The following is a 23,250-nucleotide window of genomic DNA, read 5'->3' as shown; positions in this document are numbered from 1 at the left end:
TAGCCGGATGCGCGAGGCGCATAGCGTTCTTGTCTGATGTACGCCATAGGTAGTTGTGGAAAAAGGGGGAGACGATGACTGAAGACCGCAAGGCAATCGTTCCGGTGTGGACGCTGGCGACCGGTGGCGTCCAGGCACCCGCATTGACCGGAGGCGAGGCAATGACGGCCGAACGCCTCGCTGAACTGCGCGGTGTGCTGGCCGTCATGGCCGACGCGCCGATTGCCACGCTGGAGGCACATCCGCTGCCCGACAAGCTCGACCGCAGCCGAGGTATCCCGCTAGATGCCGCGAGTCCCCTGGCGCAGCACCTGTCACAGTTCATCACGCAATCGACGCGAAGTTCCCTTACGGCGGCCAGGGCGACCGCCACCGGCGAAAACTTGTATCAATTGGTGGTTCCTGCGAAGGTTGCCGCCCAGCTCGGTCAGGGCATCCTTCGTCAGATGCCGGCGAAGGCGGTGGCCGGTGGCGTCCACAGCCCAATCGTGAACTCAATGGGCCGCATCGTCAGCCATGCGACGTACGTGCCAGTCGGAAAGGCGGCAGCAGCAGGCGCAGCCGGTGGAGCCGGTGCGACAGTCGGCGTCGCGGCCGCCGGCAGCGCGGCGCTCACCGTGGCCGCGCCGCTCGTGCTCATGGCCGTAGCGGTGGGGGTGAGCGCGCATGCCGACAACAAGCGCCAGCAGGCCATCGAACACATCACAGAACTGCTGGAGCAACTGCACGAACAGAAACTCGAAGAGGAGCACAGCGAACTCGACGGCTGCCGCGATGCCATCGACAAAGCCACCGCCATTCTGCTCGACCAGGGCAAACTCGGTATCTCGCTGGGACTGGACTCGGCAGTGCACGCCATCAACACGGCCCTGGGCCGCGCCGACCGCCGCCTCGCCCGGTGGCAAAGCGCACTCGACAAACTGCCCGACGGCAAGCCCGTCGAGATCGGCACGCTGACCAAGTCGTTCCCCGGCGTCGACGAGCACGGTGGCACGTTCCGCGCCCACCTCGAACTCGCCGCCTTGGCCATTGCGCTGAAGCGCCGGGTCGTCGTCCTGCAGGCCGTCGAGCATGCCCAGGCCAACCCCGGCAACTTGTTCGAGAACTTCACCCGCATGCTCAAGGCCGACCAGCAGCGCCTCGACGAACTGGAGTCGAGCATCGCCGGTGTCCTGATACGCCTGTCGACGCTGGAACTGGCTAGCCCGAACGGTTTGATGCCCGTCTTCACGACCGGTGAAGTCGATCGCCTGATGCGCGCGGCACACCGGATTCACCAGCTGGGCGACGGCGCCGTGGTCAACAGCCGCACGACAGACGTGGCGATCGAGATCGCCCGCAACAAGGACGGCTCGGTGGTCGTGTTCCCCGCGCTGCCCATGTCGGCGTAGGCGAGCCCGCCTCGGCAAGGACGGCCCCGAGTTCGGATCCGCCGTGGACGGGCGGCGTACCGTCGAGGAGACGGCGACGTAGGCGGAGTCCCGGTGATGTGTGGGTGGGATACCAACCCAGATGTGGGGTCAGCCGACTGCGCGGCTGGCCCCACAGGGGTTGCGCATGTACGGCTCAGACGGTCTGGTCGACCGCCAGCCCGACGAACCCGGTCCACGCCTGGGGGGCGACCGTCATCACCGGTCCGGACCGGACCTTCGAGTCCCGGATGTGTACGGCCCCGGAGGCCTCGGCGACCTCGACGCACTCGCCACCGTTGCCCGTGCTGTAACTGCTCTTGAACCAAGCGGCTTCCGGCACAGCCGCCTTGCTGCGCTGCACGTTCATGCCCCTCCCATCAGTTGCTCGATGAGCGCCGACGACTCACTCGGGGTCAGCGCCTGTGATCGGAGGATGCCATAGCGGGCTTCGAGCGTACGCACGTACGAGATATCGGTATAGAGACGGCTGTCGTCTTGGATCTCCGCATACGCGATGCGGTGCCCCTTGTCGGTGTCGATCAATGTGAAGGGACCGCCGAGCGCCGCGTGGTCCTCGCGTCCGATCGGCATGACCTGTACTTCTACATTCCTCGATTGCCCAGTGAGCAAGATCTGTTCCAGGGTCCCGCGCATAGTTTTCGGGCCGCCCAGCTGCCTGCGTAGCACCGCTTCCTCGATGACGAAACTCATCAGAGGGGCCGGGCGACGGGTGAAGATGCTCTGCCGCACCATCCGAGCCTCCAGGCGCTGCTCGATTACCTCGTCCTCCAGCAGCGGGCGCTGCATCTGGAAGACAGCCCGAGCGTAGTCCTCCGTCTGCAAGAGACCAGGCACGGCGTACACGGCATACACATTCAGCGCCGTCGCCCGCGCCTCCAAACGCGCCGCGTCCCGGAAGAACGCCGGATACTGCGCCCGCCCCACCTCCTCCTTCAGCGCCTTGAGGACGCCCCCGGCGTCCAGCACCTCGTCCGCGCGGTCGATGAATTTCGGCGGGGGAATCCGCCGCCCCTGCTCGAAGGACGCGATCGACTGGCCCGCGTATCCCACCAGCTTCCCGAATTCCGGCCGTTCCAGGCCCGCCCGTACCCGCAGCAGCTTCAACTGCCGCCCGAACGCGGTCACCACGCCCGACCCCGGCTCGTCCTCCGGCCTCGGCCCGGCGTCCTCCCGCTCGCCCTCGCCTCGCTCCACCGAATCCACCGACTCCATCGGCCCCACCGCCTCCCCGGCCCGGTTCCTCGACCCAACGCGCCCGCCCCGACCCGGTCACGCGGCGCCCCTCGTACACCTCCGGCGCCGTCGCGTACAACCGGCACGCGACGGCGCGTCACCACTGGTCACGCTACGCCACCGTCGGGAGCGTCGGGGCATGAACGGCGAGACCGCACGCCCCGACCGCGTCCCCCGGCCCATCAGCCCCACAGGCCACTTCGCGATGCCGTTCAGCTCCACCCCCTGCGGCGGATGTTCCGCCGCAGGGAGGGCGCGGACGACGACGTCTGATGCGTACGCCCCGGCTGGCTATGCTGGCCGGGGCACCCTTGGGAGGACATCGTGAGCACACAGCCGGACCACGGCACGGAGCTGGTACCGCGCCCGGAACGTACCCCCGACGCCGTCCGCGTGGCGCTCGCCCGGATCGCCCCTCACCGCCTGGACGAGATGGAGAAGCACAAGGAGGAAGCGCTCGCCGCCGCCATTCGGACCAGCAAGATCGGGCACCTTCAGCACTGGCTGACCCACTGGGCCGCTCAGGTGGAGATCGAGCGTCGGCCCGATCTTTCCGCGCGCCGTAGCCGTGCTCTCGCCGCGATCCACGGCACGACCAACAAGGACGACCCCGCGTTCCGATCCGCCATGGACGAGCTGCGTGCCGTCGAGGATGCGGCGACGCAGGCGGTGTCCGAGTGACGTGGAGGTGGGAGTACGACCCCAGCGAGGAGTACGTCATCGGCGGAGCGCCGCCGGCGTTCGTCGCCGAGGTCGAGAAAAAGGCTGACGAGCTGGTGCGGGCGGCTGCGGCCTTCTACCTCGACGGAACACAGTACGAAGGGCTGGGCCCGAAGGGAGATACCGCGCATGTCGACAGCGGGTTCTTCGTCTACCTCATCGTTCCCCGGCATGAATGCGTGTACGTTCGCCAAGTGACCTGGATCTGATCCGGCGGCCGACCCCCGGCTCTGAGGAGCGGGTGCGTTCTTCTGGCTCGGCCGACCGTGCAAGGCCTGGGTGCCCAGCCGCCGGTTCGTGGCCGTGGGCGAGCGCTCCGAGTCAGTCGCCGAATCCGGCCGACAGAGACTCGATGCGGGCGCGGACAGTAGGGGTGCAACCACCCTCGCCACAGCCGAAATCACGCCACCTTTCGAGGCCCGGCGCCGGACTCGGCCCGCGCAAAGCCCGCTCTGGTCCGCGGAGGATTCAACAGCCGCCCGAGCACCGTGACCGGGCCCAATCCGGGGTCGTCCTCCACTCTGGGCCCGGCGTCTTCCCGCTCGCCCACGCTCCGGTCCGAGCGATCCAGCGCGGCCCGCCTCGTACGGACCTCACTCCCTCACGTACAACCGGAACGCGGCGGGGCGTCACCACTGGTCACGTTACGCAACCGCCGGGAGCGTTGAGGGTATGAACAGTGAGATCGCTCCCCTCTTCCGCGCCGGCGAACCCGCCGCCCCCGCACAACACTTCGCCATGCGGTTCAGTTCGACCCCGCGCGGCGTGCGGCTCGCCCGGCGGCTTGCCGGGCAGCGGCTCGACGCGTGGGGCATCCCCTACGACTGCGACACGCACCACACGCTGACGCTGATCGTCGCGGAGCTCGCCGCCAACGCCGTCCGGCACGGCCGGGTCTCCGGCCGCGACTTCCACCTCGCGGTGGCCTGCGACGCCACGACCGTACGGATCGAGGTCACCGACACCCGCACCGAAGGCGTACCCGTCGTAGCGGCGCTCACGGACCTCCGCGACACCGGCCGCGGCCTGCTCCTGGTGGAGCACCTCGCCCACCGCTGGGACTGGCACCCGCGCCGGGGCGGCCCCGGCAAGACCGTCTGGGCGGAGTACGTCCTGCCGGAGCCAGGCCGACCGGCCGCCGCACCCTCCTGCCCGTCGTCCACCGTTTCGACCGTGCCCCTGTCGCATCGTGAGAGCCCTGGACGGTAGATCGACGCGGCGGTCAAACTGGACCCCTGACCGTGGCTTGGCCGTTCTTCACCACACCGGGGGCAAGGTGCCGCAGGAGGCGATCTCCGACCGTTACGAACTCCTGGAGGAGCTCAGCCACGGCGGCATGGGAGACGTGTGGCGCGGCTACGACGCCGTGCTCGACCGGCCCGTCGCCGTGAAGCTCATCCGGCAGGCGTCGGTCACTTCACCGCAGCTGGCCGAGGAGTTCGCCAAGCGTTTCCGCCGCGAGGCCCGCATCACCGCGCGCATCCAGCACCCCGGCGTACCGCAGGTGTACGACGCGGTACTCGACGCCTCGTACGAGCGGCTGTTCCTGGTGATGGAGCTCGTCGACGGCGTACCGCTGTCCGCCTACCTCGACCCCGGCCGGCCGCTGCCGGTCAGCTGGGCGGCCGCCGTCGCCGCGCAGGTCGCGACCGTACTGTCGTACGCACACGACGTGCCGGTCGTCCACCGGGACCTCAAGCCGGGCAACATCCTCGTCGCACGCGACGGCACCGTGAAGGTCCTTGACTTCGGCATCGCGGCGATCCTGCGCACCGACGTCACCAAACTGACCGCCACCGGCAGCCCCATCGGCACCCACCAGTACATGTCGCCCGAGCAGATCCGCGGCGGACGCATCACCCCGCAGACCGACCTCTACGCGCTGGGCTGTGTGCTGCACGAACTCCTCTGCGGGCGCCTCGCATTCCAGGCGGAGAACGAGTACCTGCTGATGTACCAGCACGTCAACGCCGCCCCCACCCCGCTGAGACAGCTGCGGCCCGACGTCCCCGAGGCGCTGGAGGAGCTGGTCCTGCACCTGCTGCGCAAGGCGCCCGAGGCGCGGCCCGCCGACACACAGGAGGTGTACGCGCGGCTGCTGCCGTTCCTCCCGCCGCCAGGCCAGGACCCTGGCACGGCCGATGTCGGGCCCGCCGGTGCCCCCGACCCGACGGGCGTCTTCCGCCACCCCTTCGCGCCCCGCGCCCGAGCCCAGGCCCCCGCACCCGGCGATTCGGCACCGACAGCGGTCCTCCCGGGGGCACAGCCGGTACCCGTCCCCGGCCAGCTGCGCGAAGACATCAAGGCGGCCTACGCCCACTCCGACGCCCTGCTGGAGGAGGAGCGGTTCGCGCAGGCCGCCGAGGTACTCGGCGAGGTCATCGAACCCGCGGCCCTTGCTCTCGGCTCCGAGAGCAAGCAGGTCCTGGCGCTGCGCCGCCAGCGAGCGGCGATCCGCCTCCTCGGCGGCGACTACCGGGCCGCCCTGCCCGAGTTCGACGCCCTCGCCGACGCGTACGCCCGCATCGCCGGACCCACCGGCGAGCAGGCCCGCGCCTGCCGCGCCCAGGCGGCCCGGTGCCGCGCCGAACTCGGCCAGGTCACCGACGCGCTCGCCGCGCTCCAGGGCGTGCTGAACGTCGTACGGACCGTCGACAGCGACGTGAGCGAAGAAGCCGTGGAGCTGCGACACAACATCGGGATGCTGCTGCTCGCCCAGGGCCGGGCCGTCGAAGCCCGGCAGGTCCTCGAACCGCTCCACCAGGACATGTGCATGGTGTTCGGCCCCGACGACGAGATGACCGTCGAGATCGCCGAGGCCCTCGCCGTGATCCGCCTCGGCCTCGACGGATCGGCTTCCTGACCCGCTTCCTCCAGGAGCAGCATCGGCCGAAAGCCATGCTGCTCGCGGATGCGTTCGGAGCTGCACCCCATCGGTGCCCAAAACCCTTGAACCGGGCTTCCCGGGTGAGCGACGGTCCGCAGGCGCATGAGCCCTGCAGGCTGCCGTCCCAGACTCCTTACAGATCCCACTCGTCGGCCAGGAGCCCCACGAGCCGCCGCTGCCGCTTCTGCAGCAGTGCAGGCGACCAATCCTGGTGCTGCAACACCTGGCTGGTCAAGGCGAACGTGGAGACGCCGTGCCTGCCGGTGAAGTACTTGGCCTTCTTCTCTGTGAAGTCGTAGTTCTGGGCATAGGCGTTCTTCGTCCGGTTGAGCAGGACGAGGTTGCCCAGTCGGTGCGTCCACTCCCCGCGCTGCTGGTCGGTGAAGTGCCGCAGCCACTGCGACTGCTGCTTCGGGTTCTGCGGCAGCACGTGCTCGACGGTGATCAGGGTGTGGTCGTACGAGACTCCGGGCTTTCCGGCCAGCATCTCGTCCAGGCGCAGCAGGACATACTTACGGGTCTTGGTGACGAGGTACATGTCACCGTCCAGGCGCACGAGAGTATCGGCCTTCTCCGTGTCCGTCAGGGCGAAGGACGTCGCGTCCATGCCCTTGCCGGCGTTGAGTTCGCGCAGGAGGTCCGCGTAACGCGTGACGCGGGGGGTGGTGTAGACGCGGCGGATGAACATGCTGGCTGCCAGCCGCTCCAGTGCGCCGAAGAATCTGTCGAGCCAGGCCGGGTCGTCACCGTGGTTACGCAGCGCCCACAGGGCCGCGGGTCGCCAGTCGTTGTTGTCGATCTGCTGGAGGCGTTTGAACCAGGCGTTGACCTGCTCCGCTCCAGAGGCCGCCACGTAGCCGGCGTCGCGGATCTGCACGTAGGCGTCCGCGTACGACACGACGACGTCATTGACGAACAACTCGGCCTTGCCCGGCAGGTAGTGGCTGAGCACCTGCTCGGGAAACTCTTTGAGCAGTTCCCTCTCTGCCCGCTTCATGGCGAACACCATGCGCAGGTGAAGGAAGAGATCGGCGAAGTCGTCTCGCCCCAGGGCCTCCTCAGCGTCTTCCCACTTGCGGGCGCACTCCTCCGAGGTCTTCTCGTCCAAGGCACCGATGATGTGCGACTTGAAGATGTCCGTGGGTGAGAGGTCCATGCCCCGGGAGTTCATGACGCTGAAGATGCGGTGCGCGCCGTCCAGATCGGGGGTGCTGACAACGACCAGGAAGGTGCGCTCACCAAGCATCTGCACGAGGTCAAGTCGTTGCTCCTCCGACCAGTCGGCGAGTATCGCGTGCAGCGCCCCCGCGTTGCACAGCACGGCCTTCTGCGCGTCCGTCGGCAGCGTCTCCTCCTTCAGGATCCGCAGTGCCTCGGTGGCGCCCTGAGGTTCCCCCGTCATGCGGGAGGTGCTGATCAGCTGGTCAGCACCTCCCGCATGACGGGGGAACCTCAGAAGTGCGCTTACGGGCTCTCCAGCCAATCGGTGTACCAGGCGTGGAAGCTGGCGCTCAACGGCACGAAACCGCCCCAATCAGGATCGATCTGCCAGATCTCGCCAGTTCGTGGTCCGTTCAGGATCAGACGGGTGAAGATGCCGCAGCCCTGTTCGGCCAGCGTGATCGTGCCCTGGGTCAGTGCATCAACCGGTGCGCCGATCCGACCGGAGCGGGGAACGGTGAGAGGGAACGGCTCAGCGAGTCGGCCCGCAAGTCGGTCTTCCTGCCACTCGTCGTCCACGGCCCATTCCCCGCTGGCCTCCGGTCGGGGGATGGGCAACGGCAACAATCCGTAGCTGGGACCGGCGGGGCCGTTGCCCACCTCCGCGACGAAGGACCGGTACTCCATCGGCAGATGGATAGCGTGGGATTCCTCGAACGCTCGGATCTCTGCCTCCGGGAGTCGCGGTGTCAGTTCGTACTGGTGCGTGTCCGCCCCGAAACGCTCCCGCCCGGGATCCCGTGCTGCCTTCTCCTGTATCCGTGCGCGTACGTCACCCTCGTCCCAGCTGGTCATCCAGCGACCGTAGCAACGGCATCCGTTCCCTGGTCCGCCGCGCCTTCGCGCTCGCGACTGTCGGTGGCGGGCAGCTTGACCGCCAGCCAGGGCACTCGGGCGTGCTTCCTGCGGAGTCGTGGACGGGCCAACCATCAGTCCCAGGAGTTGAAGAGTGTCGCGCCAAGGGTCTCCGGCTGCCAGTACCTGATCTGCTTCCGCTCGGCTGCAGACAGGGCGGTACTGTCCGCCCCCGTCAGCGGTGACAGAAGGAGCGACGCACCCAAGACTGTGAAGCCGAATTCGCCGAGGGCGACCGCCCAGGCCGGAGGCTCCTGGAACTCCGCGGTGTACCACTGGCGCCGGTCCCCCACGAAGGCGATCAGCGGGTACTGGGCGTGGAACAGTCCGAAATGTGCGCCGACTCGATCGTTGATCGTGCCGGTATGAAAATTCTGCAGGTACTGCTTCTCCGTAAAGTCCCCAATCTGCCCACGAGCGGCCTGGGCTGCGGCGTACCAGGCGGCACGGCACGCCCCGGGATCGGTCTCCGGTACGGGTGGGTCGCTGAGGCTACGGAACCCCGTTGAGCCCCGTTGCAAGCAGAAGACGGTCTGCGAGCCGTCCATCTTCGCCTCCGTCCTGAACAGGCCCTGGCTCCTACTTCGGCTGCGGATAGCCGATCTCGGCAATGTCCTGAGCCAGGTCTGTCAGACTGACCTCAGGGTTCAGCAGCGACACAAGCGTCTGACTCAGCGGCCGCAGGGCAAGCACGTGGCTCACCACCACCGGGTCCACGGAGACCTCGTAATAGTCCTCGGCGAAGCGCTGGAACGCTTCCGGCGTGCGGTCGACCAAGAGCTCGAACAGGCCCGTCGCCCCATCGGGATCGACAGCACTCTCGGGGAACTCGATCACGCCGTGACGCCACCGATCATCCGTCGCGCCCCGCCACAAGCAGGCTGTCACGACCGGCACGCCGTCCTCATCGGTGAAGGCCGGCTCCTCGACGAAGGGCTTGAAGAGCTCGGGGACCTCGTCGATCACTCCCGACCACGGCTCGCCATCATTGCTGTACGGGCTCATCGGAGACTCATGGCAGAAGCCGCGCACATAGACCCCGGCCGTCGAGAACACGATGGAGTACTCGTCCCCCGACCCGTTGCGCATCGAGGCCATCTCCTCGCCGTCGGCCCAATCAGCGTTGAAGGAGTAGTACCGGCCTTCCCAATCCGGACTCAAGATCGCATCGAGCATCGCCAGCGAACGGCTCAGGTCCCGCAGGTCGGCGATGGAGGGAAGGTGGCGGGCCACGTCATAGACAGTCACGTACGTATCCAACCCGATGCCACCGACACCGCCCGGAGACCGGAACCACCCGACGAGCACCACCCACCGCTACGGTCGCATCCTCTGCCCTCCCGTTCTCCGTCGTTCAGGACATTGCTCGACGGGTGCAGCCGACCGACGTCGGCGGCGACTCCGGCCGCGCAGACCACGATCTGGAGGAACGGCGTGTCGGGCTGATCGCTCACGCGGGTACTCCCAGTTGGCGGCTGAAGTGGTGTAGTTCGGGCAGTGTCCGGCGGCGATCGCGGGCTGCCATGTCCGCGACGAGTTCGCGTACGGCCGGGCGGCGGACGTCCTGTGCCGCGCAGCTCTCGGCGATGCGCAGGGCCTGGTAGCCATCGGCGAGTCTGCCCTGCTGGCTGTAGGCGCGGGCGGCGTCCACCCAGAGTGCGGCCCGGCGCTCGGGTACGGGGATGTGCCGTCGCATGAGGGGGCGGGCGGTGTGCAGGGCGATGCCTGCGTCGCCGAAGGAGACGGCCCCGCTGACCTCGTGCAGGGCGACGTTGGTGGGGCTGAAGTTGGCCCAGGCGTCCGGTTGGTCGAAGGCGACGTGGCGCGCCACCTCCTTGGCTTCGTGGAGGAACTCGCGGGTACTGTCGCGGTCACCGTTTCTGCTGGCGGCGGTGGCTCCCCGGAGCAGCAGCAGGCCGACCGCCGCCATATACCGGGGCGACCGCTGGTCGTAGGAGCCGCCGAGCTGATCGGCAGTGTGGCGCATCAGGTTCACGGCCTGGGCCGCGTGCTTCTCCCGCAGGAGAACGTGTGCGTGGACGCGGACACTGGCGGCGAGCACGACGGGGTCCGCGGAGCGTTCCGCCTCGGCCATGGCGCGGCCGGCCGCGAGCCAGGCGTTGCCCTGGTCCGCTCGCTTCAACAGCAGGCTCACCGACGTCTGATAGACGATTGCCAGGAGTCCGGACGCCTCCGCCGAGCCGGACGAGCCGGCGGCGGCCTGGCGCAGGTCGGCGATCAGACCCGGCAGGGTCTGCTCCAGCTCCGTGTAGTCACACATGCCGAGCAGCTGGCGAACGGCCCGGACCCGGTCCCGTAGTCCGTCGATACCGAGGTCCTGACCGGTGGCGGGGGGAAGCGTGCCCGGCAGCAGGGCCTGGATCAGGTCGAGATGGGCTGCGGTCGGCGACGGCGGAGTCGCGAGCGCGGCGACGCTCGCGGCAAGGAAGGTACGGCGGTGCATGTCCTCGGTTCCGGGTTCGGCGGAGCTCGCGTCGGGGGTGGCGGCGAGGCCGAGACGGTGCGGTGAAATGTCCAGCGCGGCGGCGATCTCGCGCAGCACGCGCACGTCCTCCGTGCCTCTGCCGCTCTCCAGGCGGCTCACTTGCGACTGGTGATAACCCAGCGCGGCAGCAACGTTCTTCTGTGAGCGTCGCTGTAACACGCTTGTCTGACAGATCACTTCGCCGATCCGTCTCGCTTCACTCTGTGCGTCAGCCTTCTGTGCCACGGCCCCTCCTGCCGCCGCCGATCCTGCCTGCTCAACCGAACGTAGCCGAGCGGTGATCGGCCGCGATGCAGCTCCTGCATATGTCATGCAGCACCAGCACACGCCGTGGCCGCGCCTGCCTCCGGTGCGGTTGCGTGAAGCAGCCGCACCGAACCAGGAGGCAGCTCGTGACGGCGCACCAGTTCGCTCTCTCCGTACCCGCCGTACCGACCGCGGTCGCCGCGCCCGGCACCAGGCCGCCGACGCGATGGAGGGCTGGGACGCGGGACTCACCACCGGAGTGGTGCAGACCGCCAAGCTCGTGATCAGCGAGTTGGTCACCCACGCGGTCCGACACGCCGGCGTTGATCAGGTCTCGCTGACCGGCCGCCTCGACGAGGCCGCGTTGCGGATCGAGGTCTGCGACGTCTGCCCGGTGCTGCCCCGGCCCGGTCTGCCGGATCCGTACCGCGAAAGCGGCAGGGGACTGTTCCTCGTCGCCGCTCTCACGAACCGGTACGGCGCCGAGCCGACGGAGATCGACAAGCGCTGCTGGGCCGAGATCGACGTGACCACCGGCATCGGCGTGACCACCGGTCTGGATCCGGAGATCGCCTTTCCTTTCCCTTTGCAGAGGAGTTGCTGATGACGACGACCCGCGCCCCAGGAACGGCCGCTGAAGTGATCGCCGTACGCCCCGGCCCGCCGCTCGCCGGAACGGTGACCATCGACAGCTCCAAGAACGCGGCTCTCCCCATGCTGGCCGCAGTGGCGGCCCTCAACCGCCCGGTGAGGCTGAGCAACGTCCCGGCCAACACGGACGTCCGCATCATGCTCACGCTCCTGCAGCAGTCGGGCTGGCACATCGCGCAGCCCGTCGAGGACCCGGCCTCTGTGGTGATCCTGCCTGCCGAAGTCGTGCACTCGCATCCTGACCTGGCTCAGGCCGCCCGTATCCGGGCCTCGTACTACCTGATGTCCTCCCTGCTCGCACGGCATGGCGAAGCACGGCTGCCGTGGCCGGGCGGCTGCAGGATCGGCGCATGCGGAATGAAACTGCACTTCAAGGTGTACGAGGCGTTCGGCGACCGCAGCGTCGTTGACGACGCCGGTTACCGCGTCGAGGCCGCCGTGCCCCGCACCGGCACGGTGTCCCTGGTTCTACCGTTCCGCTCACGCGGTGCGACGGTGGCTGCCCTGTTCCGGGCGGTCACGACCGGACGTCCGCTCAGGCTGGGCGAAACCAACCTCTCGCCGGAACTGGCCACTCCGTGTCGGTGACGTCCGAGATGTAGCGGCGGGACCAGGCCGGATAGAGGCGGCCATGGCCGAACCGGCAGGCCAGGCACGGGCAGCCAGTTTGCCCGTTCGGAGTACAACGGGCATGACGGGACGCATTGGCGCGACTGGGCTTCGACACGGCAGTTGCTACCGAAAGGTCCCGGCCGTGCACGTCACTTCGCCGATTCCCGACCGTTCTCGCCGATCAGTTTGTTCACGCGGCCTGAGTCAGATGAGCCGAGGGTCGAGCTGGCACTTCGTGGGTTGGAGCGAAACAGCGCAGAGCTCACTCGAACTCTTGCCGCAGAGTATTTCCGGTCAATCTCGCGAGTACGCCAAATGGCGTGGACTGGCTATCTCCGGATGCCGTCTACTGGTGGAGCCGATCGTTCGGCAGCACCTTTGCGGGGAGTACGGGGGAGGTCCGCACATGTCAGGGGAAGCCACACAGCACTGGATCATCGCGCTGGACATCGAGAATTTCAGCCCGCGTCGAGACCCTGTGCAGCGACGAGTTCGGGCCGCGATGTACCGCGCTCTCGGTGGCGCGATGGAGCGTGCCGGGCTCGCCGCGAAGGACACCGTGTCCGAGGACCGCGGCGACGGCGTGCTCATGCTCATCCGATCATCGGTGTCACCCGTGGTGATCGCCGGGTCGTTCGTGCGCGAACTCGACGAGGGACTCGGCGAATACGCCCAGGAGGTCAACGATGATCACGCGGTCCGGCTGCGGATGGCACTGCACCAGGGCCTGGCGACGGACGACGAGCACGGCTGGTCAGGCGACGCGGTCAACACCACCTGCCGGATCGTCGACGCCCAGCCGCTGCGCAACGTCCTCGCCTCCGCCCCGTCGGCCCGGATGGCGTTCGCCGTGTCGGACGAGGTCCATCGCGCGGTGATCCGGCACGGCCACCGGGGGATCGACCCCGCGGCCTATCTGCCGTTCAACCTCACCACCAAGCACGGTGAGACGATCAGTACCTGGATCACGGTCCCTGGCTACCCGGCCCCTCCGGGAATGCCCGCCCCGGCCACCGCGCCGCCCGGTGACCAGGAGTCGCCGCCCCACACGGACGGGCAGCAGAGCACCGCCACCGACCAGGCCTCCGTCGTGCCGCCCGCCGCTGGCCAGCCCTCCGTCGTGCAGCACGCGGGAACCGTGCAGGGCGACCAGGTCGCCGGGCCCAAGCACGTGACCGTCCACAACACGGGGAATGTGCGGCTGTGACCACGGCCGCTGCGGGAGGACCCCCGGCCGCCGGTGATCCAGGGGGGAGCCAGCCGGCGGCCGGGCCGGGGGGACTCGCGGGGGGCGGTGCGCCCAAACCGTCCGCCCCGGGTGCCGGCCAGGAGTCGCCGAAGGACAGACAGGACGGCCCGTCCCAGGCCCAGCCGGCCACGGGAGGCGAGGGCGGGGCGGAGACTCCGCCGCCTCCGCAGTCCGGACCGGGCGCGGAGTCGTACGAGGCGACCGGTCAGCTGGGGCAGGGTTCGCAACGCCGCGGGCTGCTGCAGAACGCCGTCGCCAACGTCGAGGGCGACATGGTCGGCGGCGACAAGTACGTCGTGGTGCTCGGCGGGCACAAACGCAGGCTGCGGGCGCTGTCCCCGCTCATCGCGGAACGGGTCCGGTTCGCGTACAGCCCGTCCGCCGACATGCCCGACGCCCGCGAGGCGCTCACCAGACAGCGGCTGCTGATCCTGCGCTCGGCGGCCGGGTACGGCAAGTCCGCGATGGCCGTACGGCTGCTGCTCGGCGCATGCCGGGGCGCGGTCTACCACCTGGACAGCGGGGTCGACTTCGCGTCCCTGGCCGAGCAGTTGGAGAACGACAGCGGGGTCATCGAGCGCGGTGCCGGCTTCCTGCTGGAGCGGCCCGAGGACATTGGAAACCTCGGCCGGGAGACGTACGAGAAGGTACAGGGCGCGCTGTCCCAGGCGGACGCGTGGATGGTCGTCACGGTGACGGAGGGCGAGCTCGCCGACGGCGAACTGCTCGTCGGCGTACGGGATCTGGCGGACGCTCCGCAGCCCCTGGAGGTCGTACGCGCGCATCTGCGCTGGCGGCTGGGGGAACGCGACGCCGACCGGCTGCTCGCGCGCGAGGACGTACGCGACGTGATCGCCGAGCTGGTGGGCGGCCTCCCGGCCTGCCGGCAGGCCGGGGACCTTGCCGCCGCGATGATCGAGCAGTACGACCTGCACGGCGTCGTCGACCTGGACCGGCTGCGCGAACACCGCGCCCGGCTGGAGGCGGAGGACTTCGAGATCTGGGCCGAGAGCCTGCCTGACGCCGGCACGCGCAGCTTCGCGCTCGCCCTGGCGGTGCTCAACGGGCTGCCGCAGGAGGACGTCGCCCAGGCCGCCCGTTCGCTGCGCGAGCGGCTGGAGGACGACGGCCCCTACCTCCGGGCGCCCGGGCCCGACGGACGCCCGGTCCGGTCCAAGGACATGTTCGAGACGCCCCGGCGACGGCAGCTGCAGCACCTGCGCGCCCAGGAGCGGGACAAGCCGGGCGGCGAGCCCGGGACGATCATCGAGTACAAGGACCCCGGGTACGCGCGCCGGGTGATCCTGCACGCCTGGACCCAGTACGAGATCCAGAGCGAACTCCTCGACTGGCTCGACGAGTTGGTGGTGCACCCGGCGGAGCAGGTGCGCGTCTACGCGGCGGCCTCCGGGCTCGGCGTGCTGGCCGCCGAGGCCTACCGGCACATCGAACGCCGAGTCCTGGGGCCCTGGGCCCGCAGCGACAGCGCGCTGCGCCGCACCGCCGTCGCCTACGCGCTCTCCGTGGCCTGCCAGAACCCCTGGGTGCGGGAGCAGGCGACCGCGCTGGTGGGCGGCTGGTACGCCGACGAGCGACCCCAGGTGCGGGCGGCCGCGGCCCGGGTGCACGGGCTGGGCGCGGTGTCGGGACGCCCTGTGGAGGAACTCGCCCGACTGTTCGCGGTGGACAGCGTGACGGTGGCGGTGGCCGTCGGCTGCGCGCTGGCCGACCTGGTCGCCGACGATCCCGACGCGGCCGGCTCGGTGCTGCCCATGCTGCGGGACAGGACCGGCGACCACCGCTCCGGCCGGGCGGCGGTGCTCGCCTTCCTGATCGTCGCGGCACAGGTGGTCGTGGAGACGAAGGACGTCGACCCGGGAGCCACGGTGCCCGAGTGGCCGACGCTGCTGTACCTGGCACACCGGCGGCCCGAACTGCGGGACTCCTTCGTGTGGTTGTGGCGTGTGGCGCTGAACGAGTCTTTCTTCCACGACGAGGCGGAACAGGTCGTCGGCGACTGGGCGAAGCTGGCCGAACGGGACTCCGAACTCCGCGAGATGTTAAGGCTGCTGGTCGGCGCCATCGCCCACGGCGATCAGCGTTCGGGCCGGATCCTGCGCTCCTGCGCCGACGACTGGGTACACCCGGACCGGATCGTCGGGCTGCCCCTCACGGCAGCCATGGTGCACGCGCAGCTCGACATGGAGAGGGTGTGAGGATGAGCGTCTCCCTGATTCTCAACGAGCGGGTGATCTCCCGCAGTCGGGTGGGCGAGCTGCCCAACCTGCCGCCCTCGGTGGCGATCGTCTACCCGGTAGAGGGCGGCCCCTTCGAGGTCGAGACCGTCCGCACCCGCGGACAGCGCTGGTTCGGGGGGAACCGGGCCTGCTACGTCGTCGACCTCAGCGACCACAGACGCCAGGCGTCCGTCAGCAAGACCCCGCTGACCTGCAAGGACGGCGGACACCGGTTCCAGGCCACGATCGACATCGGCTTCCGGGTGCATGACCCGGCGAGGGTGGTGTCCAGGAACGTACGGGACGCGTTGACGGTCGTCTACGGATACCTCACCGACCGCATCCGGCTGCAGGCCGCGCGGTTCGCGATCACCGAGGCCATGACGGCGCAGCTGGCCGTCAACCAGGAACTGGACCGGGAGATCCCGCTCCCCGAGGGCATCACCATCTACCACTGCAAGGTCCAGATGGAGCCCGACCAGGCCGCGGCACGGTACATCCAGGAACTGGAGGAAGCGCGGCGCCGGGCCAAGCTCGGTGCGCACGCTCACGACGCCAGACGCTCGGAGACCTACTCCGACGAGGACATCGAGGACATCAGGGCGGCCGGCCGCAGGCGCCGGCAGGCCGAGGAGCGGGCCGCGCTGGGGAACACCCGGCTCGACTTCGACAACCTGATCCGCGAGCACCTGGTCCGCCACCCCGAGGAGACAACGCACGCCCTCGAACTGCTGGCGCGGGTCCGTGAGACCGAGGCCACCCAGCACGAGATCCGCGACCAGCGGCACGCCGAGATGGTCAAGTACCTCATCGAGCGGGGCGTCGTACGCGAGGTCGACCTGCCCGGCTTGCGCCAGGGTGTGCTCGGCCCGAGCGCGCCCGGCACCGGAGTCGCGGGTGTGCTGGAACGGCCCGACGCCGGACAGCCGGCCTCCTTCGCCTCCGGCGCGACACCCGGCGGCGCCGGCTACTCGGCGCCCGCGGCGGCGCAGGGCGGACCCGTGCAGTGGGGCGGCAGCACGCCGGCGCCCGCCGTCGCGCCGCCGAGCGGACTGATACCGGTGTACGTCGTCCTGGACACCTCGCAGGCCGCGGCCGGCTGCGTCACCGACCTGGGCAACGCGCTGCGCTCGGTGCAGACACTGCTGGCCAACAGCCCCGACGTGGCCGCCGCCATCCGGCTCTCGGTGATCACCTACGCCGACGGCGCCGACGTGGTGCTGCCGCTCACCGAGGTCTCCTGGCGCACCGGCGTCCCGGGGCTGAACACATCACCGGGCTGCCGTTACCGGCCGGTGCTGCGGCGGCTGCTGGACCTGGTGCCGCTGGAGACGGAACGGCTGAAGCAGCAGGTGCCCCGGGTACTGCGGCCCGTCGTGTTCTTCCTGGCCGTCGGGCAGGCCGAGGACGACGCCGAATGGCCGGCGGCACACGCCGATCTGATGGCGCACAAGTTCTATCCGCACGTGGTGGCGTGCGGCATCGGAGCGGACCGGGTCCGGGTCGTGCAGCGCCTCGCCTCCCGGCCCGAACTGGGCGTCGTCGCCGTCGAGGGCGCGGATCCCGCGCAGTCGGCGGTGCAGTTCTCCGTCCTGTTGCAGCAGACGCTGCTGCATCTGGGCCGGAGCGCGATCGCGGGCGGCATGGAGTTGAGACTCGACTGCCCGCAGGGCCTTCGGCCTGTCACACAGGAGCAATAGAGCGGTTGAACAACAAAGGGGGAGAACTGGGATGGCCGAGACGCTTGGGCAGTTGCTGCCGGTGTACGTCCTCGCCGACGAATCGGGCTCCATGTCGAGCTACGTCGGCGACCTCAACGAAGGAATGAAGTCGCTGCACGTCGCGCTCCTGGGGGAGCCGATGGCCGCCGCCAAGGTGCGTTTCTCCGTGTTGGGCTTCTCCAACAGCGTCGTGCAGCACCTGGTGCTGGCCGATCTGAGAAGCGAGAACGAACTGCCACGGCTGTCGGCCGGCGGCGGCACGAACTACGACGCGGCGTTCGCCGCACTGCTGGAGCGCATCCCGCAGGACGTGCAAACCCTCAAGTCACAGGGGTACAAGGTGCTGCGCCCCGCGGTCTTCTTCCTCAGCGACGGCCAGCCGACCTGCGGCGAGGAGTGGCGCCAGACGCACAGCCGGCTCACGGACCGCAAGGTGACCGGCGCTGCGCCCAACGTCATCGCCTTCGGGATCGGCGGGGCGCGGGCCGAGACGATCCTGGCCGTGGCGACCGAGCAGAAGTTCGCGTTCATATCGATCCCCGGTGCCCAGCTCGGCGACGCGATCGCCAAGTTCTTCACCGCACTCACCAAAAGCGTGGTCGAATCGGCCAACGCCCTGGCCGCCGGCCAGCAGGCCGAGCTGGCGGTGGAGAAGCCGGAGGGCTTCCGCCTCGCGATCGACGAGGTCTGACGGTGGACTGGTCACGCATCCGGCGGAACAAGGGCCGGGAAGACAAGCAGCAGGACATGCCCGAGTCGCCGGACGCAGACCCGACCGAGGCCGCCGACCCGCGCCAGGCCGAGGCCTGGCACCTGCCCGCGCCGCGTGGAGGTGGTACGGCACCGCCCTCCAGGCACATCTCCGAGTACGTGGTGCCCGATTACCAGGTCGAGCACTACGTCGTACCCGAGTACAACGGCCCGGCCCTGGAGTCCCCGCCTCCCTCCGGCCCCGGACAGCGACCGGCCACGCCCCGGCAGCAGGGCGCCGACCAGTTCCACGGCAGGGAACCGCAGAGCACTCGGGATCCGCGCGTCGCCCCGCCGCAGCGCACCCCGGCACCACCGCAATACGCCCCGGCACCGCGGCACGCGCCTCCCGACGGGCAGGCCGTAGCTCCGCCGCAGCACGGCTCGGCACCACGGCACGCGGCACCGGGGACGCCAGAGCCCGAGGCCGACCGGTCCGCACCGGACTCCCGGCACGGCTCGAACCCGTACGGGCGGGTCGTGCTGGGGAAACCCGCCGCCCATGTGGAGCCCAAGCCGCCGCCCGGCGATCCCTACCGGCCGGACACCCTCTTCGACGGGTGGTCGACCCCGGAGCTGACCGTGCGGCTGGCCTCCGTACGAGGGGACCAGCACCGTTTCGACGGGCGGCCGCGGCAGGACGACGTGGTCGTCGCCTGGCACGAACCGTCGGCCACGGTCGTCTTCGCCGTCGCCGACGGTGTCTCGTCGGCCGCGCAGTCGCACGTGGGCGCCGCCCTGGTCTGTCGTACGGCGGTCAACGACCTGCTGGTGCAGCTGGATCAGGACAGGCCGGGCCCCGACTGGACCCGGGTGCTGCAGGCGGCCCGGTATCAGCTGCTCATGCGGGTGGCCCGCGGCCGGGAACCGGACGAGGAGGACCTGGCGGAGGCGAACCGGACCCTGGCGACGACCCTGGTGGCGGGCACGGTCGCACCGGCCGAGGGCGGTGGGATGCAGGTCACGCTGGCGCGTGCCGGGGACTCCTCGGCATGGTGCCTGCACCACGGCCGGTTCAACCCGCTGCTGAGCGACAAGAACAGCGCTCCCGGCGAGATCACCAGCAACGCGGTGATCGCGCTGCCGCGCCTGTCGACCCAGTCCCGCCCGCTGACGTACACCCTGCCCGCCGACGGCGTCCTGCTGGTCGGCACCGACGGTTTCGGTGATCCGCTCGGCGACGGCTCCGGCATGGTGGGTGAGCTGTTCGCGGAGCTGGCGGTGCGCCCGCCCGAGGCGCGGGGTCTGGCCCATCTGCTGGACTTCTCCCGGGAGACCTTCGACGACGACCGCACGCTGCTCGCCGTCTGGCCCCGGCACCGGCTCTCCGGCGGGGCCCCGTGACCGGGTCCGGGGCGGAGCGGATCGCCCGTTCGAATCTGGTGCTGGGCACGGCGTTGGGGGGCGGTGGGCAGGGCAAAGTCTGGGCGGTCGAGAAGCGACTGATCAATAGGAAATGGCCAGTCGCCTACAAAGAGTACAAGCCGGACTCCCAGGGGCAGTTGCGGATCGACGCGCTGGAACGGATGGTCGCCTTCCTGCCCGGGCAGCCGCACTCGGTCGGGCAGTGGCTGGCCGAGCAGGCCGCCTGGCCCGCGGCGCTGGTGACCGAGGGGTCGCAGGTCCGCGGCTTTCTGATGCGGCAGATCCCGGACGAGTTCTTCCTCACCGTGCAGTCGGGCGAGAGGAAGGCGCGGGGCTTCGAGTTCCTGCTCAACCCGCTGCCCTACGTGAACAAGATGGTGGGGACCGTGACACCCCGCCAGGTCTTCGGTCTGCTGCTCGCCCTGGCCGACACCCTGGAACGGCTGCACGGCCTCGGTGTGGTGGCCGGCGACCTCTCCCCGAAGAACCTGCTGTTCTCGCTGTCCGGGGCACGGCCCAGCTGTTTCCTCATCGACTGCGACGCCATGGGACTGCGCGGCGACTGGGTGCTCAAGCCCGTGCAGACGCCCGGCTGGCAGCTGCCCGACGGCGAGGCACCGGAGACACCGGAGGGCGACCGCTACAAGTTCGCGCTGCTCGCGGTGCGGCTCTTCCTGCACGAGCAGCACGGCCGGGACGTCGCCGCGCTGCGGCGGATGGACGGTGCCGTGGCCGACCTGGCCAAGCGCGGCCTGAGCCGGACGGCCGCCGACCGGCCCGCCCTCAGCGACTGGCTCGATCCCCTGCGCCGCGCCTTCGACAGCGCCCCCCTGACCTGGCCGGCCGCCGCGCAGGCCGGCCCTCAGACGGCGACCGGGACGACAGCGACCAAACCACAGAACGCGACCAGGCCGACAGCGGGTATGCCGACGGCCGGTCCGGGCCTGTTCGGTGCGGCTACCGGCAACACGCGTCCCGGGGGTTCGCGTCCCGCCGGCCCGCATCGCTCTCCCGCCGGCCCGCGAGGGACCACGGTCGGCGGCCAGGTGCCCTCGCAGACCTCCGGCCCGTTCCCCTCCGGCCCCTTCAACCCTCCCCGCAACGCAACCCAGCGCACGCCCTCTTCGGGACGGACGGGTACCGTCGTGTTCTGGATCGTGCTGGCGATCATCGCGCTGATCGTCTGGCAGGTCGCGACGCACAGTGGCTCCGACAGCAGCGGCAGTGGCAGCACGAGCCAGTCCGGGACCGGATCCACGGACACGCGCGAGGCACAGGCGACGGCGCTGCACACGCTCCTGGCGCAGAACACCGACCGGCGCCACGGGGTCTCCGACGCCGTGCAGTCGATGATGAACTGCAGCGACCTCCAGGAAAACCGGCAGGTCTTCGAGGACGCGGCCGATGCACGGGCCAGCCTGGTCGGGAAACTGGACACGCTCTCCCTCGACCAGCTGGCCGACGGCCTGGCGTCGGACCTGAACAGCGCTTGGCAAAGCTCGGAGGAGGCCGACCGGGCTTACGTGCGGGTGGTCGACGACGTGTCGGGCAACTGCTCGACCTCCGCCGTGACCGGATCGAGCGCCTGGCAGGACGCGGTTTCGGCGAGCGCCGACGCCACGGCGGCGAAGAAGGACTTCGTCGCCGTATGGAACCCCGTCGCTCGGGAGTTCGGCCTGGAGACGTTCGCCTGGTCCGATCTGTGAACCACTGTCCGGCCCTACTCGCGAGCCCCCGAACCGATCCGCGGATCCCGGCCGGCCCTTTCCCTCGCGCACCCCGTGCCGGACCGTGCCGACCGCCTGCATCGAGGCGGTCGGGGCGGTGCCGTGCCGCCGTGCCGCGAACTCCGGCCGCTCGCGCCACCCGTTGACCCGGGCCTGCGCCGTCACCTCCCGGCCGGGCCGCCCTCCCGTACCCGCTTCAACGCGTCTGCGTCGTGGACGGTCACCTGGGTGCGCCCGGTAGTCACCCAGCCCTCGGCCCGCCATTGCTCCAGGACCCGGCTGACGGTTCTGCGGGAGCCGAGTACCAGGCCGGCGAAGTCGTCCTGGGAGAGCGGCAGACCGATGTCCACGACCCCGGAGGCGTTGCGCCGGCCGTGGCTGGCGGCGAGGTCGAGTAGCAGGCCGGCCAGGCGCGCGGCGAGCGGATCAGCGCCGACCAGGGTGCGCTGCCGGTCTGCGGCCCGCAGGCGCGCGGAGAGCACTTGACGGACGGCGCCGGTGATGACGGGATGGTCTTGGGCAGCCGCCCGGAACGCCTCGGCGGGTATCACCAGGGCCTGGACCGGAATGAGGGCGGTGAGCGTCGCCGATCTGGGCCCGCCGTCCAGACCGGCCTGTTCGCCGAGCAGGTCGCCGGGGCCGCGCAGGGCCAGCACCGCCTGGTAACCGGCGGCGGCAACCGTGGTGACCTTGATGCAGCCACGACCAAGGACGAAAAGATGGTCGCTGAACTCGTCCTGCTGCAGCAGGTGTTCCCGGGGGGTGAATTCGGTCACCTTGCCCGCCTCGCGCAGTGTCCGCTGGGCCGCGGCGTCCAGCAGGTTCCAGAACGGAGTCCGGCTGGGCCCCTGTCCGAGCGGGCCGCTCTCTCGAAAATCCGCGGTCATCCCTGCCCTTTCCGTCTCACCGCGCCGTCAGCCAGTGAGGCCCGCGACCGCTATCAGAACGCAGCCGCCCACCGCGGTAAGCAGTGACTGCCGTACGAGCCGCTGTTTGATCCACACGATGCGGCTCATGTCGATCAACTGGCGGGTCAGCGCGGGCAGCGGGGTGTACTGGCCGAGACGGTCGGCGAGCTCCTCCGGGCTCCAGTGCCGTAGGTGGCCGTAGAAGATAAAGTCGCCGACGTGGTCCGAGCGTACGCGGCCCGCACGGTTGTGGCGGGGCAAAACGGCGAGGACCGCGAGCACGGCAGAGAGGGCGAGCAGTGTCAGTCCCGTCCACAGGGCCGTCTTCGGCAGGACGCCCGAGACGCTACCGAGCCGGTGCCCGGAGCCGGACAGCGCGACCACACCCGCGAGGGCCGCGGACTCCATTGCCAGGGCGAAGGAGGCCTTGGCGTCCACGGTGCGGGTCCACTCGGCGAGTACGGAGTGCACTTGCCAGGCAGTCTTGGTCGCTTCCTCGCGGGTCACCGGCTCACCCTCGGACACGGGACGCGCCCCTCCTCGAGGTTGGCGGACTTGCGCGCCGGGCCGGCGCAGGAGGACGTTACCCATCTGCCTGCTTCCGCAACCTCCGGTCCAACGCCGGTGAAAGCTCCGCCTGGACCACGCTGCGGGCCTACGGGCCTACGGGCCTACGGGCCTACGAACGTAGGCGGTGAAAGTTCTCCTCGGAGCCGTGACGCAGGATCAGTTCCGTGAACATGTCGGCCAGCGCGTCGGCGTGTTCACGGACGCGGGCCCCCACCTCCAGGACCTCGGCTAGGGGCGTCTAGGGGGATATCCTCGGGGCCGGGACCTCTGGCCGGAAAATCAAAGGGCTGGAGGGCGGGCTGATGCCTGCTCCGTGCTCGGGGTGTTGATGGCGGATCCGGCGACGAGGCGTTCGTGGT

General features: G+C 69.8%; 21 protein-coding genes and 3 pseudogenes. 13 read left to right on the top strand and 11 right to left on the bottom strand.

Going from position 1 to position 23,250, the window contains the following annotated elements; all coding sequences use genetic code 11:
* Positions 1-74 precede the first annotated feature (74 nt).
* Positions 75-1,391 (top strand): hypothetical protein, encoded by a 1,317-nt coding sequence (locus tag ACIQVL_RS33490; protein ID WP_393663027.1) that lies wholly within the window; start codon positions 75-77, stop codon positions 1,389-1,391.
* Between the two features lie 175 nt (positions 1,392-1,566).
* Here the strand turns inward: ACIQVL_RS33490 and ACIQVL_RS33485 are convergent, their stop codons facing one another.
* A complete protein-coding gene (locus tag ACIQVL_RS33485; RefSeq protein WP_393663028.1) occupies positions 1,567-1,779 on the bottom strand; it encodes a DUF397 domain-containing protein in 213 nt (70 codons plus the stop codon).
* Complete coding sequence (locus ACIQVL_RS33480; RefSeq protein ID WP_403477220.1) at positions 1,776-2,645, bottom strand: helix-turn-helix domain-containing protein; 870 nt, start codon at positions 2,643-2,645, stop codon at positions 1,776-1,778. Before ACIQVL_RS33480 ends, ACIQVL_RS33485 begins: the two co-directional genes overlap by 4 nt.
* Before the next feature lie 345 nt (positions 2,646-2,990).
* Here ACIQVL_RS33480 and ACIQVL_RS33475 point away from each other — a divergent pair, with 345 nt between their 5' ends.
* The 4 genes from ACIQVL_RS33475 to ACIQVL_RS33460 all read left to right on the top strand — a co-directional run bounded on the left by ACIQVL_RS33475 (position 2,991) and on the right by ACIQVL_RS33460 (position 6,249).
* Complete coding sequence (locus ACIQVL_RS33475) at positions 2,991-3,347, top strand: hypothetical protein (protein WP_403477219.1); 357 nt, start codon at positions 2,991-2,993, stop codon at positions 3,345-3,347.
* Positions 3,344-3,595 (top strand): hypothetical protein, encoded by a 252-nt coding sequence (locus ACIQVL_RS33470; protein ID WP_393663033.1) that lies wholly within the window; start codon positions 3,344-3,346, stop codon positions 3,593-3,595. Before ACIQVL_RS33475 ends, ACIQVL_RS33470 begins: the two co-directional genes overlap by 4 nt.
* A 463-nt stretch (positions 3,596-4,058) precedes the next feature.
* Entirely contained in the window at positions 4,059-4,595 is a 537-nt protein-coding gene (locus ACIQVL_RS33465) for an ATP-binding protein (protein ID WP_403477218.1), read from the top strand.
* Between the two features lie 67 nt (positions 4,596-4,662).
* Complete coding sequence (locus ACIQVL_RS33460) at positions 4,663-6,249, top strand: serine/threonine-protein kinase (protein WP_403427258.1); 1,587 nt, start codon at positions 4,663-4,665, stop codon at positions 6,247-6,249.
* A 157-nt stretch (positions 6,250-6,406) separates the two neighbouring features.
* Here ACIQVL_RS33460 and ACIQVL_RS33455 read toward each other — a convergent pair whose 3' ends face one another.
* From ACIQVL_RS33455 to ACIQVL_RS33430, 6 genes and pseudogenes are all read right to left on the bottom strand, one after another.
* On the bottom strand, positions 6,407-7,675 hold the full coding sequence (locus ACIQVL_RS33455) for an HNH endonuclease family protein (protein ID WP_403427177.1): 1,269 nt from the start codon (positions 7,673-7,675) through the stop codon (positions 6,407-6,409).
* A 62-nt stretch (positions 7,676-7,737) separates the two neighbouring features.
* On the bottom strand, positions 7,738-8,289 hold the full coding sequence (locus ACIQVL_RS33450) for an SMI1/KNR4 family protein (protein ID WP_403427176.1): 552 nt from the start codon (positions 8,287-8,289) through the stop codon (positions 7,738-7,740).
* Between the two features lie 134 nt (positions 8,290-8,423).
* Positions 8,424-8,897, bottom strand: coding sequence for a hypothetical protein (locus ACIQVL_RS33445; protein ID WP_403427175.1), 474 nt, complete (start codon positions 8,895-8,897; stop codon positions 8,424-8,426).
* 31 nt (positions 8,898-8,928) lie between these two features.
* Positions 8,929-9,597, bottom strand: coding sequence for a hypothetical protein (locus ACIQVL_RS33440; protein ID WP_403427173.1), 669 nt, complete (start codon positions 9,595-9,597; stop codon positions 8,929-8,931).
* A gap of 128 nt (positions 9,598-9,725) precedes the next feature.
* Positions 9,726-9,803 (bottom strand): annotated as a pseudogene (locus tag ACIQVL_RS33435) (flavoprotein); the annotation flags it as partial.
* Positions 9,800-11,080, bottom strand: a complete 1,281-nt coding sequence (locus tag ACIQVL_RS33430; RefSeq protein ID WP_403477217.1) for a helix-turn-helix domain-containing protein — start codon at positions 11,078-11,080, stop codon at positions 9,800-9,802. The pseudogene ACIQVL_RS33435 and the gene ACIQVL_RS33430, both read right to left, overlap by 4 nt.
* 85 nt (positions 11,081-11,165) lie before the next feature.
* Here ACIQVL_RS33430 and ACIQVL_RS33425 point away from each other — a divergent pair, with 85 nt between their 5' ends.
* From ACIQVL_RS33425 to ACIQVL_RS33390, 8 genes and pseudogenes are all read left to right on the top strand, one after another.
* Positions 11,166-11,705, top strand: a complete 540-nt coding sequence (locus tag ACIQVL_RS33425) for an ATP-binding protein (RefSeq protein WP_403427170.1) — start codon at positions 11,166-11,168, stop codon at positions 11,703-11,705.
* Positions 11,705-12,322, top strand: a pseudogene (locus tag ACIQVL_RS33420) (UDP-N-acetylglucosamine 1-carboxyvinyltransferase); the annotation flags it as partial. The gene ACIQVL_RS33425 and the pseudogene ACIQVL_RS33420, both read left to right, overlap by 1 nt.
* A 448-nt stretch (positions 12,323-12,770) precedes the next feature.
* On the top strand, positions 12,771-13,571 hold the full coding sequence (locus ACIQVL_RS33415; RefSeq protein ID WP_403477216.1) for a hypothetical protein: 801 nt from the start codon (positions 12,771-12,773) through the stop codon (positions 13,569-13,571).
* Positions 13,568-15,829 (top strand): hypothetical protein, encoded by a 2,262-nt coding sequence (locus ACIQVL_RS33410; protein WP_403477215.1) that lies wholly within the window; start codon positions 13,568-13,570, stop codon positions 15,827-15,829. The genes ACIQVL_RS33415 and ACIQVL_RS33410 overlap by 4 nt, the downstream gene beginning before the upstream one ends.
* A 2-nt stretch (positions 15,830-15,831) precedes the next feature.
* On the top strand, positions 15,832-17,550 hold the full coding sequence (locus ACIQVL_RS33405) for a hypothetical protein (RefSeq protein WP_403427165.1): 1,719 nt from the start codon (positions 15,832-15,834) through the stop codon (positions 17,548-17,550).
* Between the two features lie 31 nt (positions 17,551-17,581).
* Positions 17,582-18,262, top strand: a complete 681-nt coding sequence (locus ACIQVL_RS33400; protein WP_403427163.1) for a hypothetical protein — start codon at positions 17,582-17,584, stop codon at positions 18,260-18,262.
* A 2-nt stretch (positions 18,263-18,264) separates the two neighbouring features.
* Positions 18,265-19,665 carry a protein phosphatase 2C domain-containing protein gene (locus ACIQVL_RS33395; RefSeq protein ID WP_403427162.1) on the top strand — a complete coding sequence of 467 codons (1,401 nt, stop codon included), beginning with the start codon at positions 18,265-18,267 and terminating at the stop codon, positions 19,663-19,665.
* Positions 19,662-21,392 carry a hypothetical protein gene (locus ACIQVL_RS33390; RefSeq protein ID WP_403427160.1) on the top strand — a complete coding sequence of 577 codons (1,731 nt, stop codon included), beginning with the start codon at positions 19,662-19,664 and terminating at the stop codon, positions 21,390-21,392. Before ACIQVL_RS33395 ends, ACIQVL_RS33390 begins: the two co-directional genes overlap by 4 nt.
* Positions 21,393-21,574: 182 nt before the next feature.
* Here ACIQVL_RS33390 and ACIQVL_RS33385 read toward each other — a convergent pair whose 3' ends face one another.
* From ACIQVL_RS33385 to ACIQVL_RS33375, 3 genes and pseudogenes are all read right to left on the bottom strand, one after another.
* Positions 21,575-22,300: a Crp/Fnr family transcriptional regulator gene (locus ACIQVL_RS33385; protein ID WP_403427158.1), complete on the bottom strand. Its 726-nt coding sequence runs from the start codon at positions 22,298-22,300 to the stop codon at positions 21,575-21,577.
* A 27-nt stretch (positions 22,301-22,327) separates the two neighbouring features.
* On the bottom strand, positions 22,328-22,846 hold the full coding sequence (locus ACIQVL_RS33380; RefSeq protein WP_403427156.1) for a Pycsar system effector family protein: 519 nt from the start codon (positions 22,844-22,846) through the stop codon (positions 22,328-22,330).
* A 58-nt stretch (positions 22,847-22,904) separates the two neighbouring features.
* Positions 22,905-23,126 (bottom strand): annotated as a pseudogene (locus ACIQVL_RS33375) (hypothetical protein); the annotation flags it as partial.
* Positions 23,127-23,250 lie beyond the last annotated feature (124 nt).

Origin of the sequence: Streptomyces sp. NPDC090499 (assembly GCF_044769305.1) — a bacterium.
Classification (GTDB): domain Bacteria; phylum Actinomycetota; class Actinomycetes; order Streptomycetales; family Streptomycetaceae; genus Streptomyces.
The sequence above is the reverse complement of the archived record's forward strand: the minus strand, read 5'-3'. Positions and strand labels throughout refer to the sequence as shown.

Coding starts and splice junctions, on each gene's coding strand:
- ACIQVL_RS33490 (WP_393663027.1), top strand. CDS start 75: ATGACTGAAGACCGCAAGGCAATCGTTCCGGTGTGGACGCTGGCGACC.
- ACIQVL_RS33445 (WP_403427175.1), bottom strand. CDS start 8,897: ATGGACGGCTCGCAGACCGTCTTCTGCTTGCAACGGGGCTCAACGGGG.
- ACIQVL_RS33480 (WP_403477220.1), bottom strand. CDS start 2,645: ATGGAGTCGGTGGATTCGGTGGAGCGAGGCGAGGGCGAGCGGGAGGAC.
- ACIQVL_RS33415 (WP_403477216.1), top strand. CDS start 12,771: ATGTCAGGGGAAGCCACACAGCACTGGATCATCGCGCTGGACATCGAG.
- ACIQVL_RS33465 (WP_403477218.1), top strand. CDS start 4,059: ATGAACAGTGAGATCGCTCCCCTCTTCCGCGCCGGCGAACCCGCCGCC.
- ACIQVL_RS33400 (WP_403427163.1), top strand. CDS start 17,582: ATGGCCGAGACGCTTGGGCAGTTGCTGCCGGTGTACGTCCTCGCCGAC.
- ACIQVL_RS33485 (WP_393663028.1), bottom strand. CDS start 1,779: ATGAACGTGCAGCGCAGCAAGGCGGCTGTGCCGGAAGCCGCTTGGTTC.
- ACIQVL_RS33450 (WP_403427176.1), bottom strand. CDS start 8,289: ATGACCAGCTGGGACGAGGGTGACGTACGCGCACGGATACAGGAGAAG.
- ACIQVL_RS33405 (WP_403427165.1), top strand. CDS start 15,832: ATGAGCGTCTCCCTGATTCTCAACGAGCGGGTGATCTCCCGCAGTCGG.
- ACIQVL_RS33425 (WP_403427170.1), top strand. CDS start 11,166: ATGCAGCACCAGCACACGCCGTGGCCGCGCCTGCCTCCGGTGCGGTTG.
- ACIQVL_RS33385 (WP_403427158.1), bottom strand. CDS start 22,300: ATGACCGCGGATTTTCGAGAGAGCGGCCCGCTCGGACAGGGGCCCAGC.
- ACIQVL_RS33455 (WP_403427177.1), bottom strand. CDS start 7,675: ATGACGGGGGAACCTCAGGGCGCCACCGAGGCACTGCGGATCCTGAAG.